Raw genomic sequence first — 14606 nt, forward strand, 5'->3', positions numbered from 1 at the left:
CCACCGCTCCCATCGCATCGAAGTCCTCCCGCAGGCGGTTCGACAGCCCGGACCGCCCCGGATGTGGGAGGACCACACAAGATGCGACTCGCAACCGTCCTGCGGGCCGGCGCCGCCACGGTGGTGGCCGCCGGCGTCGCCCTCGCCGGCCTGGGGCCGGTGACCTCGGCCGCGTCGAGTCACCGGGAGGCGCCGCTCATCGCCGCCGACCCGGCGGCCGACAACACCGACCTGTACGCGTTCGTCAGCCCGGAGCGGCCGGGCTACGTCACGTTCATCGCCAACTGGCAGCCGTTCGAGGAGCCCCACGGCGGCCCCAACTTCTACCCGTTCGCCACCGACGCCGTCTACAACATCAACGTCGACAGCGACGGCGACGCGAAGCCCGACGCCGTGTTCCGCTGGACGTTCCAGAACGTCGACAAGCGGGGCGGCAAGACCTTCCTGTACGCCAACGGCCCGGTCACCTCGCTCGACGACGAGAACCTGCTGTTCCGCCAGACGTACACCCTGGAGTCGTCGTTCCACGGCGAGCCGTTCAAGACCCGCATCTCCGGCGCGCCGGTCGCCCCGTCGCGGGTCGGCCCGGCGACCATGCCGGACTACGCGAAGCTGCGCGCCGACGCCAACAAGCGCCTGCCGGGCAGCTGGAACGTCTTCGCCGGCCAGGCCGACGACCCGTTCTTCCTGGACCTGCGGGTGTTCGACCTGCTCTACGGCGGCGACCTGAGCGAGGTCGGCCAGGACACCCTCGCCGGCTTCAACGTCAACACGATCGGGCTGCAGGTGCCGTTCTCCGACGTGGCCCTGAAGGGCGACGCCAAGCGCAACCCGGTGATCGGCGTCTGGACGACGACCGAGCGGGCCAAGACCCGCCTGTCCGGCCCGGGCAACGCCTCGACCGACATCCGCAACGCCGACCGCGTGCAGGTCTCCCGGCTGGGCAACCCGCTCGTCAACGAGGTCGTCGTGCCCGCGGAGCTCAAGGACGCGTTCAACTCCATCGGCCCGGACAAGGACGCCGGCATCCCCGCCGTCGTGCAGCGGGTCACCGACCCGGAGCTGCCGAAGCTCATCGAGGGCATCTACAAGGTGCCGGCACCGCCGTCGCCGCGCAACGACCTCGTCGAGATCTTCCTGACCGGCATCACCACGAAGGCGAACGGCCCGATCAAGGCGGACCTCAACTCGCAGCTGAACAACGCCGACGTCACCCCGGCGAACTTCCGCCCCTCCGAGATGCTGCGGCTGAACCTCAGCGTCCCGGTGACCGCCCAGCCGAACCGGCTCGGCGTGCTCGGCGGCGACCTGCAGGGCTTCCCGAACGGCCGCCGGCTCACCGACGACGTCGTGGACATCTCGGTGCAGGCGGTCGAGGGCGCGGCACAGACCGGCAAGATCGTCGACGCGCTCGCGGCCGGCGACAAGGTCGACGCGAACGACAACACGTTCTCCGGCGAGTTCCCGTACCTTGCGCTGCCGAACGCGCAGTCCGTGAACAAAGGCGGCGGGACCGGCGCGGGTGCGGTCGTCCCGGGCTCCGGCTCCTCGCCGTCGGCGTCGCCCGACACCCTCAACGCCAAGCCGTCGGCGTTCGAGTCGGGCATGGGCATGACCGCCGTCACCGTCGGCACCTCGGCGCTGGCCGCCGGCCTCGGCGCCACGTTGTTCCTCGGCTGGTGGCGCCGCCGGCGCTCGCCGCTGTCCTGACCCGAGTTCCGTTTCCCCGGGGCGGGCGCCCGCCCGCCCCGGAACACCCTGGAGGAAGCAGTGCGACTTCGGATGATCCTGACGGTGGTACTGGCGGCCGCGCTGCTCTTCGGGCTCGGGGCGGTCGTCGGGCGCACCCGCGGTACCGAATCATCTTCGGTTTGGAGTGAAAGCGCGCAGACGGCGGCTCCCGCCGCCAAGCTCCCCGCGGCGATCGCCGCCTACCAGGAGCGGCTGCGCAAGGTGCCGGGCGACTGGACCGCGTGGGCGGCGCTCGGCTCGGCCTACCTGGAGCAGGCCCGCGCCGTCGCCGACCCCTCGTACTACCCCAAGGCCGAGGGCGCGCTGCAGAAGTCGCTGCAGGTCCGCCCCGGCAACGCGCTCGGACTCGCCGGCCTCGGCGCCCTGGCCAACGCCCGGCACGACTTCGCCGGCGCCAAGGGCTACGCGCAGCAGGCGCTCGCCACCGACGCGTACTCCGACACCGCCTACGGGGTGCTCGCCGACGCCGAGACCCAGCTGGGCCACCCCGCCGAGGCCTCGGATGCGGTACAGCGGATGCTCGACCTGCGCCCCGGGCTCGCCTCGTACACGCGGGCGTCCTACGACCTGGAGCAGCACGGCCGGCGTACCGAGGCGATCGACCTCATGCGCAAGGCGCTCGCCGCGGCCACCGAGCCCGCCGACGTCGCCTTCTGCCACCAGCACCTCGCCGCCCTGGCGTGGATGGCCGGCGACCTGGCCACCGCCGCGTCCGAAGTGACCCTGGGCCTCGCCGCCGACGACGCGATCGCCGGCCTGTGGCAGCTCAAGGCCCGCCTCGACGCCGCCGACGGCCGCCTCGACGCGGCCCTGGCGGACCTCGAGAAGGTCGTGACCCGCACCCCGACCGTCGACGCCCTCGTCGAGCAGGCCCGCATGCTCACCGCCGCGGGCAAGGACCCGGCGCCGGCGCTGCGCCTGGCCGAGGCGTCGCACAAGCTCTTCACCGCCAACGGCGGCACCGACGACCTCGGCGCCGCGGCCCTGGCCATGGCCGCCGGCCGCCCGGCCGAGGCCGCCGAGCTCGCCAAGCACGAGTGGGACCGCCGCCAGTTCGCCGAGGTCGCCGACATGGTCGCGTGGAGCCTCAACGCCGCGGGCCGGCCCGCCGAGGCGCTGCCGTACATCCAGCGGGCCGAGGCCCTGGGCCAGCTCGACCCGACGGTGGCGTACCACCACGGCATGATCGCCCTGGCCGCCGGCGACCGCGTCACCGCCAAGCTGCAGCTGCAGCTCGCGCTGTCGCTCAACCCCCACTTCTCCCCCGTCGACGCGCCGGCCGCCCAGCGCGCCCTGGCCACGCTGGAGCCCTGACATGCGCCGCCTCCTCGTCCTGCTGCTCCTGCCCGTGCTCGCCGTGCTCTTCGCACCCGGCACCGCGCACGCGCACCCGCTCGGCAACTTCTCCGTCAACCAGCTCGCCGCGCTCGCCTTCACCCCGTCCCGCGTGGACGTCACGGCGGTCGTCGACTACGCCGAGCTGCCGACCCTGCAGCAGCCCGACCTGAACGCCGCGACCGAGTGCGCCGCGTTCTCCGCCGCGTTCTCCGTGCGCGCCGACGCTGCTGTGCTGCATTGGACCGTCACCTCGTCGGACCTGACCTTCTCCGACGGTTCCGCCGGCCTGCGCACCAGCCGCCTGTCCTGCACCCTGACCGCCCCCTACTCGGGCACGTCCATCGACGTGGCCAACCGCTATCGCGAGGATCGGGTCGGCTGGCGTGAGCTGACCGCAACGGCCGATGGTGTACACCTGGAGTCATCGCCGCTGCCCACCGCGAGCCGCACCGACGGCCTGCGCAGCTACCCCGACGACCTGCTGAGCTCGCCCCCGGACGTGCGCAGCGCACACCTGGTCCTGGCCGCGGGCGGCGCCACCCTCGCCACGGACGCCGCCGCGCCCGCCGCCAATCTCCCCGGCCCGCTGGCCCGCGCCGAGGCGCTGCTGCGGGGCTGGGTCGGCGAGCGGTCGCTGACGCCGTGGGTCGGTCTTCTGGCGGTACTGCTGGCCCTGGTGCTGGGCGGCGCTCACGCCGCGCTGCCGGGCCACGGCAAGACGGTCATGGCCGCCTACCTGGCGGGCCGGCAGGGCCGCCCCCGCGACGCTCTCGCCGTGGGCGCGACGGTCACGCTGACCCACACCGGCGGCGTGCTGATCCTGGGCCTGCTCCTGACCACGATCGCCGGCCTGGCCGGCGAGACGGTCCTGGCGTGGCTCGGCGTCGTGAGCGGCCTGCTGGTCGCCGCGGTCGGCGCGAGCATGCTCCGCCGCCGTGTCCGCTCCCATTCGCACTCCCACGGCGACGGCGCCCACGGCCATTCGCATGATCACGGGCACGGTCATGGGGATGCTGACCACGGCCGTTCGCACTCGCACGGCGACCACGGCGACCACGGCCACTCCCACTCGCATGATCACGAGCACGATCACTCGCATTCGCATGGTCACTCGCATGGTGTCGAGCGGCCCAGCCGGTTGGCGCTGGTCGGCATGGGCGTGGCCGGCGGCCTGGTCCCGAGCCCGTCCGCGCTGGTCGTCCTGCTCGGCGCGATCGGCCTTGGCCGCACGTGGTTCGGCGTGCTGCTCGTGCTGGCGTACGGCGCCGGCATGGCCGCCGTCCTGACCGCCGCGGGCCTGCTGCTGATCCGCCTGCGCGACCGCTGGTCGGGGAAGCTTCGCCTGAACGCCCGCCTGCAACGCCTGACCCGCCTCGCCCCGACCGGCACGGCGGCCCTGGTCCTGCTGGTCGGCTCCGCACTGGCCGTACGCTCCTTCGTCACCCTCTGATTCCGGCCGCGTCGGGGGCAGGCGGGGCGCCGGGTGGGGCGGTATTGTGTTGGTGGGCAGTGCGCCTGCCCGAGCCTTACCCGGCCGCCCACGCCGACCGGGACCGAGGCCAAGAGGCTCCGACTCAGCGCACCGGACCGGGCTGTGCTCCAACCTGCCCGGCGGAGGTATTCGCCGTCCGATCGGTGCGAGCGTGGGTCGACGCCGGAGGACTCGTCATGGCTGAAGCACCGCAGGCCCCCACACCACCGCCCCACCCCACCGCGGACGGGGCAATTCCCCCCACCTCCCCCGTCCCGGCCGCCTCGCCCGGCGTGCCCGCCGGCACCTCCGGAAACGCCGGGCACTCACCGGCCGCCGCCGACGCGACGCCGGGAGACACGGCAAGCGAGCCTCCGGACGCGACGCGCGGAGGCACGGCCGGCGCGCCGCCGGACGCGACGCAGGGAGACACGGCCGGCGCGCCTCCGGACGACGCGGCGCAGCCAGCGCCCGGAGATACGGCCAGCGCGAGTCCGGGAGGCGTGCCGGGCGTGTCCCCGGGAGACACGCGCGGCGCCGCTCTGGCTGCTGAGCCTTCTCCAGCCGAGCGGGACGCGGGAACCGGCATGAGCGGTGCCGCGGCCGCCGGCGGTGGCGACTCGCCGGGCGGAGCTGGGGCTCGGCAGCGGCCCCGGTCGCGCAGCGCACGCGATCGGGCCAGGCGCCGGGCCGTGCGGGCACACGCCGCGCAGGCCGGCGTCGCGTACTCGGTCGCCGCGCGCCAACTCGCCGCCGCCGGCCTGTCCCCCGGCGAGTTGCTGGGCAACGCGGGCCGCACCGTGTATCCGGTGGCACTGGCCCGCGGCCGCTGGAGCATCGTCGCCCGCGAGGAGCGCACCGCGGCCGACAAGCTGTCCACGACCCGCACCGCCGCCCGCCTCCCCGCCGGCCGCGCCCGCCACCTGTCCGACCGTTTCCCACCCGGCGAGGCGGCCGGCATCGCCTTCTACGGCGGGGAGCTGCGGGCGGAGCTGCTCGCCATGGTCTACCTGGTGGCCGCGCACGAGGCGCCCGGCCTCGTCCCGCCCCCGCTCGACCTGGCCTGGACCGCAGAGTTGGGCGAGGAGACCGCGGTCGACACGGCCTGCGCCGACCTGGACCGCGCGGCCCGCACCATGCTCGAGGACCGCGCCGCCCAGCGCTGGCACCGCATCGACGCCGCCCTGACCGCGGCACAGCATCACCCGGAGCCCGCGACGCGCTACGCCGCCGACCTGCTGACGCTCGCGCACCGCCGCCTCACCACGCCGACCGAGGCCCCGAACGGCGACCCCCAGGTCCCGCCGGCGCCGTGGCTCGGCGTACGCCAGACGTTGGACGCCCTGCTGGTGGTGGCGGAGGACGGCCACGCACCCGGCACGCGAATCCGCCTGCCGGGCAAGGGCCCCCGCCGCGAGGGCACGGTCATCGGCGCGCACTGGGCCCCGTCGGGCTCCCCCATCGCCTACGACATCGCCCTCGACGACGACCCCACAACGCGAACCGTCCTCCCGCCCGACATGGTGGTCCTGCCGGCGCAGGAGTCCGACGCCCCCGCCCTGACCCACTGACCGACGATCGCCCCTGACCGCCGCAACGGCGACGCGGTGACGCTGACCGCCGCAACGGCGACGCGGTGCCCTGACCACCGCAACGGCGAGGCGACGCCCCTGACCGCTGCAACGGCGACGCGGGTGACGCGGTGACGCTGACCGCCGCGACGCCGACGCGGTGACGCTGACCGCTGCAACGGCGACGCGGGTGACGCGGTGACGCTGACCGTTGCAACGGCGACGGGGTGACGCCTTCCTGGGCCCGCCGCCGTACAGACAACAAACGGTGGCGGGCCCGGGCTATGCGGGCGTTACCCGGCCGGGACCGGCTCGGGTCGGCCGGCCTGGCGGTCGCCGGTCGTCCGGGACGTCGCGAAGGTCAGGGTGCCGTCCGGGGTTGCGCCGACCGTCAACGTGGTGCCGGCCGGCAGGGTGGATTCCAGGAGGCGCGTGGAGAGTTCGTTCTCGAGTTCGCGTTGGATGGCGCGGCGCACGGGGCGGGCGCCCATTGCCGGGTCGGTGCCGGACTCGGCCAGGCGGTGGCGGGCGCTTGCGGTCACGACCAGGGAGACGCCGCGTGAGGCGAGCTCGTCGGTCAGGCGGGTCAGGTGCTGCTCGACGATCGCCAGCAGGTGGTGGGTGCCCAGCGGGTGGAAGACCAGGACGTCGTCGATGCGGTTGAGGAACTCGGGGCGGAAGTGGCGGGCCAGGTCGCGGGCGTACGAACCGGACGGCGCGGGCGGAACGGAGCCGAACGAGGCGTCGGGCATTGCCGGGTGCGGCGACCCCGGCGGCCAGAGGACCGGCGGCGAGAGGAGCGGTGCGAGCTGAGACGCGTCGCGGTCGGACGACGCGGCAGAGGACCCGACGGAGGACGCGGCAGAGGACCCCACGGAGGACGCGGAAGAGGAGGCGGCAGAGGACGACGGCGCCGGGTGCGATGACGCCGGGAGGGAGAAGCCGGCTGTTGCCGTTGTGGTGCCCAAGTTCGTGGTCAGGATCAGAATGGTGTGGCGGAAGTCCGTGCGGCGGCCCTGGGCGTCCGTCAGGTGGCCGTCCTCGAGGACCTGCAGCAGGGTGTTGAAGACGTCCGGGTGGGCCTTCTCGATCTCGTCGAACAGGATGACCGAGAACGGGCGGCGGCGGACGCGCTCGGTCAGCTGGCCGCCGTCGTCGTGGCCGACGTAGCCGGGTGGGGCGCCCACCAGGCGTGACACGGTGTGGTGGTCGTGGTACTCGGACATGTCGAGCTGGATCAGGGCGTCCTGCGAGCCGAACAGGTGCTCGGCCAGGGCCTTGGCCAGCGAGGACTTTCCGACGCCCGACGGGCCCGCGAAGATGAACGACGCCGTGGGGCGCTTCGGGTCGGACAGGCCGGCCCGCGCGCGGCGGATCGACTGGGATACCGCGCGCACGGCGTGGTCCTGTCCGATCACGCGGCGGTGCAGGGCGGACTCCAGGTCCAGCAGGCGGCTTGCCTCCGTGGCCGACAGGGCGCCGACCGGGATGCCCGTCCAGGCCGCCAGGACCTCCGCGATGAGGGCCGCGTCCACGGGAGACGGGGACACGGGAAGCGGAGACACGGCAAGCGGAGACACGGCAAGCAGGGACGAGGAAGCGGCAGAGGCAACGGACAGCGCGGCGATGCGGGCCCGGGCGCCGGACTCGTCCAGCAGGTCGATGGCCTTGTCGGGGAGGTGGCGGTCGGGGATGTACCGCTCGGCCAGCGAAACGGCGGCGGTCAGGGCCTCGTCGGTGTAGCGCACGCCGTGGTGCGACTCGTAGCCGGGGCGCAGGCCGCGCAGGATCGCCAGGGACTGCTCCGGGGTCGGCGGGTCGACCACCACCTGCTGGAAGCGGCGGTCCAGGGCGCCGTCGCGGCTGATGTAGCGGCGGTACTCCTCGGTGGTCGTGGCGCCGATCGTCTGCAGCTCGCCGCGGGCCAGCAACGGCTTAAGCAGCGACGCCGCGTCGATGGCGCCCTCGGCGGCGCCGGCGCCGACCAGGGTGTGGATCTCGTCGATGAAGATGATGACGTCGCCGCGGGTGCGGATCTCCTTGATGACCTTGCGCAGGCGCTCCTCGAAGTCGCCGCGGTAGCGCGAGCCCGCGACCAGGGCGCCCAGGTCCAGGGTGTACAGCTCGCGGCCGGTCAGCGAGTCGGGCACGTCGCCGGTGGCGATGCGCTGCGCCAGGCCCTCCACGACCGCGGTCTTGCCGACGCCGGGCTCGCCCGTGAGGATCGGGTTGTTCTTGCGGCGGCAGCTGAGGATCTGCACGACCCGCTCGATCTCGCGGTCGCGGCCGATGACCGGGTCGAGCGCGCCGCGGCGGGCGGCGTCGGTCAGGTTGTGGCCGAACTGCTCCAAGGTCGGGCTCGCCGTCGAGGGACGGTCGGGTGCGGCGGCCGACGGGTGCTCGGCGTAGCCGCCGCCGGTCAGGCCGTCCATGACCTGGGCGCGCACGGCGGTGGGCGTCACGCCCAGGCGGGTCAGGACCTGGGCGGCGACGCCCTCGCCCTCGCGGACCAGGCCGAGCAGGATGTGCTCGGTGCCGATGTGGTTGTGGCCCAGGCGCAGCGCCTCGCGCAGGGACAGCTCCAGGACGCGCTTCGCGCTCGGGGTGAACGGGATGTAGCCCGTCGCGGCGTCCGCGCCCAGGCCGATGACCTCCTCGACCTGGGCGCGCGCGGCGTCGAGGGACACGCCGAGGGCGCGCAGGGCCGAGGCGGCGACGCCGTCGGCCTCGTGCAGCAGCCCGAGCAGGATGTGCTCGGTGCCGATGTAGTTGTGGTTGAGGGTGCGGGCGGCCTCCTGGGCCAGCACCACGACCCGGCGGGCGCGGTCGGTGAAACGCTCGAACATCGCCATCAACGCCTTCCGGCGGGGCACGACACACCCCGCCCGTGTGAAGGCGGGGCACGACACACCCCGCCCGTGTGAAGAGGGAAGGATGCGCTGAGTCGTTGCCTCTTGGCCGAAGGCTCAGGCGGGCGCGCCACCTGCAATCGAAGATATCGCACAACGGCGCGACCATCGTTCCGCTGAGAGCGAAGCGAGGTGGTACAAGGATCGGGTGACGGCAACGACGCTGTTCCAACGCACCACCGGTCCCCTCGGTGCGCCGTTCGTTCTGCTCGGCGGGGTGCTCGGCAGCAACCTGGACATGTGGCGGCCTCAGCTGCCGCGCTTCGGCGACCGCCTGCGGGTGGTGCGCTTCGACCATCGGGGGCACGGCGGCTCGCCGGTGCCGGCGGGGCCGTACGAGATCGAGGACCTGGGGCGCGACGTGCTCGCGCTGCTGGACCGGCTGGGGATCGAGCGGGCGTCGTACTGCGGGCTGTCGCTGGGCGGCATGGTCGGCATGTGGCTGGCCGCGCACGCCCCGGAGCGCATCGAGCGGCTCGTGCTGATCTGCACGGCGGCGCACCTGCCGCCGGCCGAAGGGTGGCTCGACCGGGCGCGGCAGGTGCGGGCCGGCGGGATGGCGCCGGTCGCCGACGCGGTGCTGGGGCGCTGGTTCACGCCCCGCTACCGGGCCGCGCTACCGGCCCGGGTGGCGCCCTACCGGGCGATGATCGCGGCGTGCCCGGCCGAGGGCTACGCGGCCGGGTGCGAGGCGATCGCCGCCATGGACCAGCGCGACGACCTGGCCCGCATCGCCGCGCCGACGCTGGTGATCTCGGGCGCCGACGACCCGGCCACGCCGCCGGAGCACGGCGAGCGGATCCGGGACGGCATCCGGGACAGCCGGCTCGTGGTGGTACCGAATGCGGCCCATCTGGCGAACGTGGAGCAGCCGGACGTGGTCGCCCAGCTGATCTTGGATCACGTCACCGACTGATAGACCGCGTGCGTGCGGTCGGCGATCGCCGCCCAGGAGAAGTGGTCGACGGCCCGCTGCCGGCCGGCCCGCCCGAACGCCGCCGCCCGGGCCGGGTCCTCCAGCAGGGTGATCATCGCGTCAGCGAGGTCGTCGACGAACGCGGCCTCGGACAGCGGGGTGCCGGAGCCGTCGGTGACCTGCTCGATCGGCACCAGCAGGCCGGTCTCGCGGTCGGCGACGACCTCGGGGATGCCGCCGGTGGCGGTGGCCACGACCGCGGTCTGGCAGGCCATCGCCTCGAGGTTGACGATGCCCATCGGTTCGTAGATGGAGGGGCAGACGAACAGGGTGGCGTGGGTGAGCACCTGGATGACCTCGCGCTTGGGCAGCATCTCCTGGACCCACACGACGCCGGAGCGGGTCGCCTTGAGCTCCTCGGCCAGGGCGGTCACCTCGGCGGCGATCTCCGGGGTGTCGGGCGCGCCGGCCAGCAGCACCAGCTGGGTGTCGGCGGGCAGGCGGCGGGCGGCGCGCAGCAGGTACGGCAGCCCCTTCTGCCGGGTGATGCGCCCGACGTAGACGACGGACGGGCGGGCCGGGTCGATGCCGAGCCGGGCGAGGACGTCGGTGCCGGGGTCGGGCGAGTACTGCTGGGTGTCGATGCCGTTGTAGACGACGTGCACCTTGTCCGGGTCGACGGCCGGGTAGGCGCGCAGCACGTCGGCCTTCATGCCGGCGGACACGGCGATGACGGCGTCGGCGGCCTCGATGGCGGTGCGCTCGCACCAGGAGGACAGGGCGTAGCCGCCGCCGAGCTGCTCGGCCTTCCACGGGCGCAGCGGCTCGAGGCTGTGCGTGGTGACCACGTGCGGCACGCCGTGCAGGAGCTTCGCGACGTGGCCGGCGAGGTTGGCGTACCAGGTGTGGCTGTGCACGATGTTCGTGCCCGAACAACCGGCGGCCATCTCGAGGTCCACGCCCATGGTGCGCAGCGCCGCGTTGGCGCCGGCCAGGCCGGGCGGGTCGGCGTAGCCGGTGACGCCGGCCTCGCTGCGCGGGGCGCCGAAACAGTGCACGCGCACGTCCAGCGCGGCGGAGCGCAGGTTGCGAAGCTCGCGCGCCAGGTACTCCAGGTGCACGCCGGCACCGCCGTACACGTCCGGCGGGTACTCTCGAGTGAGCAGGTCTACTCGCACGCCCCAAACACTAATTGCTGTTCGTCTGGCGCAACACGCCGGACACGTTTAGCGTCTGCGCCATGGCTGCCAAGAAGGTTCTCGCGATCGTCCTCGCCGGAGGCGAGGGCAAGCGGTTGATGCCCTTGACCACCGACCGGGCCAAGCCCGCGGTGCCCTTCGGCGGCATCTACCGCCTGATCGACTTCGTGCTGTCCAACCTGGCCAACGGCGGCTACCTCAAGATGGTCGTGCTGACGCAGTACAAGTCGCACTCGCTGGACCGGCACGTGACGAAGACCTGGCGGATGTCCACGCTGCTGGGCAACTACGTCACCCCGGTGCCCGCACAACAGCGGCTCGGGCCGCGCTGGTTCGCCGGGTCCGCGGACGCCATCTACCAGAGCCTGAACCTCATCAACGATGAGAGGCCCGACTACGTCATCGTCTTCGGCGCCGACCACATCTACCGCATGGACCCCGAGCAGATGGTGCGCCAGCACATCGAGTCCGGCGCTTCGGCGACGGTGGCCGGCATCCGCCAGCCGCTGTCGACCGCCGACCAGTTCGGGGTGATCGAGGTGGGCGAGAGCGGGCGGCAGATCAGCGCCTTCCGGGAGAAGCCCAAGGACGCCAAGGGGCTGCCGGACGCCCCCGACGAGATCTACGCGTCGATGGGCAACTACGTGTTCACCACCGACGCGCTCATCGAAGCCGTCAGCCGCGACGCGCAGGACCCGTCCAGCAAGCACGACATGGGCGGCAACATCATCCCGTACTTCGTGGAGAAGAACGAGGCCGCGGTGTACGACTTCAGCCAGAACATCGTGCCCGGCAGCTCGGAGCGCGACCGCGGCTACTGGCGCGACGTCGGGACCCTCGACTCCTTCTACGAGGCCAACATGGACCTCATCGCGGTGCAGCCCATCTTCAACCTGTACAACTTCGAATGGCCGATCTACACGGGCCAGAGCCCGTGGCCGCCGGCGAAGTTCGTGCACGGCTGGGGCGAGCGGGTCGGCCGGGCGGTCGGCTCGATGATCTCCCCCGGCGCCGTCATCTCCGGCTCCCTGGTGGAGAACTCGGTGGTGTCGCCGAACGTCAAGGTGCACTCCTGGGCCCACGTCGAGGGCTCGGTGATCATGGAGGGGGTCGACATCGGCCGCCACGCCGTGGTGCGCAACGCCATCCTCGACAAGAACGTGATCGTGCCGGAGGGCGCCGAGATCGGTGTCGACCTGGAGCGCGACCGGAAGCGGTACACGGTGTCCGAGGGCGGCATCGTGGTCATCGGCAAAGGTCAGCGGGTCGAGCCCTGACTTCCCCTGCGGCCCCGAAGCGGATTCGATACGGTGAGGATCATGGGTGAGACCCCCGAGGCCCTGAAGACCGAGATCGCGACCACCGAAGCAACCGACACGGAGATCGCGCTGTCCGCGGAACCCGTGCGGCCCCAGGAGACCGCCGAGTCGCCCGCGGCGGCGTTCCACGCCCCGCCGCTGGGCGTCGGCCAGCGTTTCCCGATCGAGCGGGTGACACCGCAGATCGAGGGCGGCCGGTTCGCCGCCAAGGCGGTCGTCGGCGAGTTCGTGCCCGTCTCGGCGGTCTCCTACCGTGAGGGGCACGCCATGATGGGCACCAACGTGGTGCTCATCGCGCCCGACGGCACCGAGGGCCCGTTCAACCGGCTGCGCCCCGGCCCGGCCGGCACCGACTCGTGGCACGGCGAGATGCGCCCCGACGCGGTCGGCGCCTGGACGTTCGCGATCGAGGCGTTCAGCGACCCGTATCTCACCTGGCACAGCGCGGTGTCGAAGAAGATCGCCGCCGGGCAGGGCCTGGAGGACCTCGCCAACGACATGGCCGAGGGCGCCGCGCTGCTGCGCGAGGCGGCCGACGGCGTGGCGGCCGACGAGCGCGGCCGGGTGCTCGGCGCCGCCGGCGCGCTGGACGACGCCGCCATCCCGCTGTTCGCCCGGGTGTCGCCGGCGCTGGGGCTGACCGACGTGCTGTGGCGCTTCCCGCTGCGCCACCAGGTCACCCGCGGCGAGGCGCTGCCGCTGTGGTGCGACCGGGAGCGGGCGCTGTTCTCGGCCTGGTACGAGTTCTTCCCGCGCTCCGAGGGCGCCGTCGTCGACGAGCAGGGCAAGCCGGTCAAGCACGGCACCTTCGCCTCCGCCACGCCGAGGCTGGCGCAGGTCGCCGACATGGGCTTCGACGTGGTGTACCTCCCGCCGATCCACCCGATCGGGCGGGTCAACCGCAAGGGGCCGAACAACACCCTCGTCGCCGGCCCGGACGACGTCGGCTCGCCGTGGGCGATCGGCGCGGAGGAGGGCGGCCACGACGCCATCCACCCGGAGCTGGGCACCCTCGAGGAGTTCCGGGCCTTCGTCGCCGAGGCGCGCCGCGTCGGCGCGGAGATCGCGATGGACCTGGCGCTGCAGTGCGCGCCCGACCACCCGTGGGTCACCGAGCACCCGGAGTGGTTCACCACCCGCGCCGACGGCAGCATCGCCTACGCCGAGAACCCGCCGAAGAAGTACCAGGACATCTACCCGCTGAACTTCGACAACGACCCGGAGGGCATCCGCGCCGAGGTGCTGCGGGTCGTGCTGCACTGGGTCGGCGCCGGCGTGAAGATCTTCCGGGTCGACAACCCGCACACCAAGCCGGTCGGGTTCTGGCACTGGATCATCGGCGAGGTCAAGGCCGTCGACCCCGACGTGCTGTTCCTCGCCGAGGCCTTCACCCGGCCCGCGATGATGCACGGGCTGGGCAAGATCGGCTTCACCCAGTCGTACACGTACTTCACCTGGCGCGTGCAGGCGTGGGAGCTGCGGGAGTACGTCCAGGAGCTCATCGCCGCCGCCGACTACATGCGGCCCAACTTCTGGCCCAACACGCCCGACATCCTGCCGGAGCACCTGCAGCACGGCGGACCGCCGATGTTCAAGATCCGCGCCGTGCTGGCCGCGCTGCTCAGCCCGTCCTGGGGGATGTACGCCGGGTTCGAGCTCTTCGAGCACCTGCCGCGCCCGGGCGCGGAGGAGTACCTGGACAACGAGAAGTACCAGCTGCGCCCCCGCGACTGGGCGGCGGCCGAGCGCAACGGCGAGTCCCTGGCGCCCTACCTGCGCCGGCTCAACACCGTGCGCCGCGAGCACCCGGCGCTGCACCGGCTGCGCAACACCGTCTTCCACGGCATCGACAACGAGCAGATGCTGTGCTTCTCCAAGCGCGACACGCAGACCGACGACACCGTGCTGGTCGTCGTGTCGCTGGATTCGTCCAACGTGCAGTGGGGTAACACCACCCTGGACATGCCCGCCCTCGGATTCGACTGGCACGAGCGCTTCACGGTGCGCGACGAGGTCACGGGGGCGACGTTCGACTGGGGACAGCACAATGCGGTGCGGCTCGACCCCTACTACGAGCCGGCCCACGTGTTCACGGTGCACCGCCACCGGTAGAGGGCAAGGCAGGTGGGTA

General features: G+C 73.0%; 9 protein-coding genes. 7 read left to right on the forward strand and 2 right to left on the reverse strand.

From position 1 onward, the window contains the following. Nucleotides 1–81: 81 nt before the first annotated feature. From ABD901_RS24330 to ABD901_RS24345, 4 genes are all read left to right on the forward strand, one after another. Nucleotides 82–1710 carry a DUF4331 domain-containing protein gene (locus ABD901_RS24330; RefSeq protein WP_345129442.1) on the forward strand — a complete coding sequence of 543 codons (1629 nt, stop codon included), beginning with the start codon at nucleotides 82–84 and terminating at the stop codon, nucleotides 1708–1710. A 72-nt stretch (nucleotides 1711–1782) separates the two neighbouring features. Then, the gene (locus tag ABD901_RS24335; RefSeq protein WP_345129443.1) at nucleotides 1783–3066 is read left to right on the forward strand and encodes a tetratricopeptide repeat protein; all 1284 of its coding nucleotides are present in this window, start codon (nucleotides 1783–1785) and stop codon (nucleotides 3064–3066) included. Nucleotide 3067: 1 nt separating this feature from the next. After that, on the forward strand, nucleotides 3068–4540 hold the full coding sequence (locus ABD901_RS24340; protein ID WP_345129444.1) for a HoxN/HupN/NixA family nickel/cobalt transporter: 1473 nt from the start codon (nucleotides 3068–3070) through the stop codon (nucleotides 4538–4540). 713 nt (nucleotides 4541–5253) lie between these two features. Further along, complete coding sequence (locus ABD901_RS24345) at nucleotides 5254–6132, forward strand: hypothetical protein (protein ID WP_345129445.1); 879 nt, start codon at nucleotides 5254–5256, stop codon at nucleotides 6130–6132. 293 nt (nucleotides 6133–6425) lie between these two features. On the opposite strand, the gene ABD901_RS24350 is transcribed toward ABD901_RS24345, so the two are convergent. After that, nucleotides 6426–8978 carry an ATP-dependent Clp protease ATP-binding subunit gene (locus tag ABD901_RS24350; RefSeq protein ID WP_345129638.1) on the reverse strand — a complete coding sequence of 851 codons (2553 nt, stop codon included), beginning with the start codon at nucleotides 8976–8978 and terminating at the stop codon, nucleotides 6426–6428. 211 nt (nucleotides 8979–9189) lie between these two features. Here ABD901_RS24350 and pcaD point away from each other — a divergent pair, with 211 nt between their 5' ends. Further along, nucleotides 9190–9957 (forward strand): 3-oxoadipate enol-lactonase, encoded by a 768-nt coding sequence (gene pcaD / locus ABD901_RS24355; RefSeq protein ID WP_345129446.1) that lies wholly within the window; start codon nucleotides 9190–9192, stop codon nucleotides 9955–9957. Here pcaD and glgA read toward each other — a convergent pair. Continuing rightward, nucleotides 9942–11135, reverse strand: coding sequence for a glycogen synthase (gene glgA / locus ABD901_RS24360; RefSeq protein ID WP_345129447.1), 1194 nt, complete (start codon nucleotides 11133–11135; stop codon nucleotides 9942–9944). The two genes, pcaD and glgA, sit on opposite strands and share 16 nt — an antisense overlap. Nucleotides 11136–11197: 62 nt before the next feature. Here glgA and glgC point away from each other — a divergent pair, with 62 nt between their 5' ends. Together glgC and ABD901_RS24370 are read left to right on the forward strand one after the other, a co-directional pair. After that, entirely contained in the window at nucleotides 11198–12433 is a 1236-nt protein-coding gene (gene glgC, locus ABD901_RS24365) for a glucose-1-phosphate adenylyltransferase (RefSeq protein ID WP_345129448.1), read from the forward strand. A 42-nt stretch (nucleotides 12434–12475) separates the two neighbouring features. After that, nucleotides 12476–14587: an alpha-1,4-glucan--maltose-1-phosphate maltosyltransferase gene (locus tag ABD901_RS24370; RefSeq protein ID WP_345129449.1), complete on the forward strand. Its 2112-nt coding sequence runs from the start codon at nucleotides 12476–12478 to the stop codon at nucleotides 14585–14587. Nucleotides 14588–14606: the final 19 nt, after the last annotated feature.

This window comes from Dactylosporangium darangshiense, from assembly GCF_039537565.1.
GTDB lineage: Bacteria > Actinomycetota > Actinomycetes > Mycobacteriales > Micromonosporaceae > Dactylosporangium > Dactylosporangium darangshiense.

What these genes read in the sequence shown, in the direction of transcription:
- ABD901_RS24330 (WP_345129442.1), top strand. Translation starts at nt 82, where the DNA reads ATGCGACTCGCAACCGTCCTGCGGGCCGGCGCCGCCACGGTGGTGGCC.
- ABD901_RS24335 (WP_345129443.1), top strand. Translation starts at nt 1,783, where the DNA reads ATGATCCTGACGGTGGTACTGGCGGCCGCGCTGCTCTTCGGGCTCGGG.
- ABD901_RS24340 (WP_345129444.1), top strand. Translation starts at nt 3,068, where the DNA reads ATGCGCCGCCTCCTCGTCCTGCTGCTCCTGCCCGTGCTCGCCGTGCTC.
- ABD901_RS24350 (WP_345129638.1), bottom strand. Translation starts at nt 8,978, where the DNA reads ATGTTCGAGCGTTTCACCGACCGCGCCCGCCGGGTCGTGGTGCTGGCC.
- glgC (WP_345129448.1), top strand. Translation starts at nt 11,198, where the DNA reads ATGGCTGCCAAGAAGGTTCTCGCGATCGTCCTCGCCGGAGGCGAGGGC.
- ABD901_RS24370 (WP_345129449.1), top strand. Translation starts at nt 12,476, where the DNA reads ATGGGTGAGACCCCCGAGGCCCTGAAGACCGAGATCGCGACCACCGAA.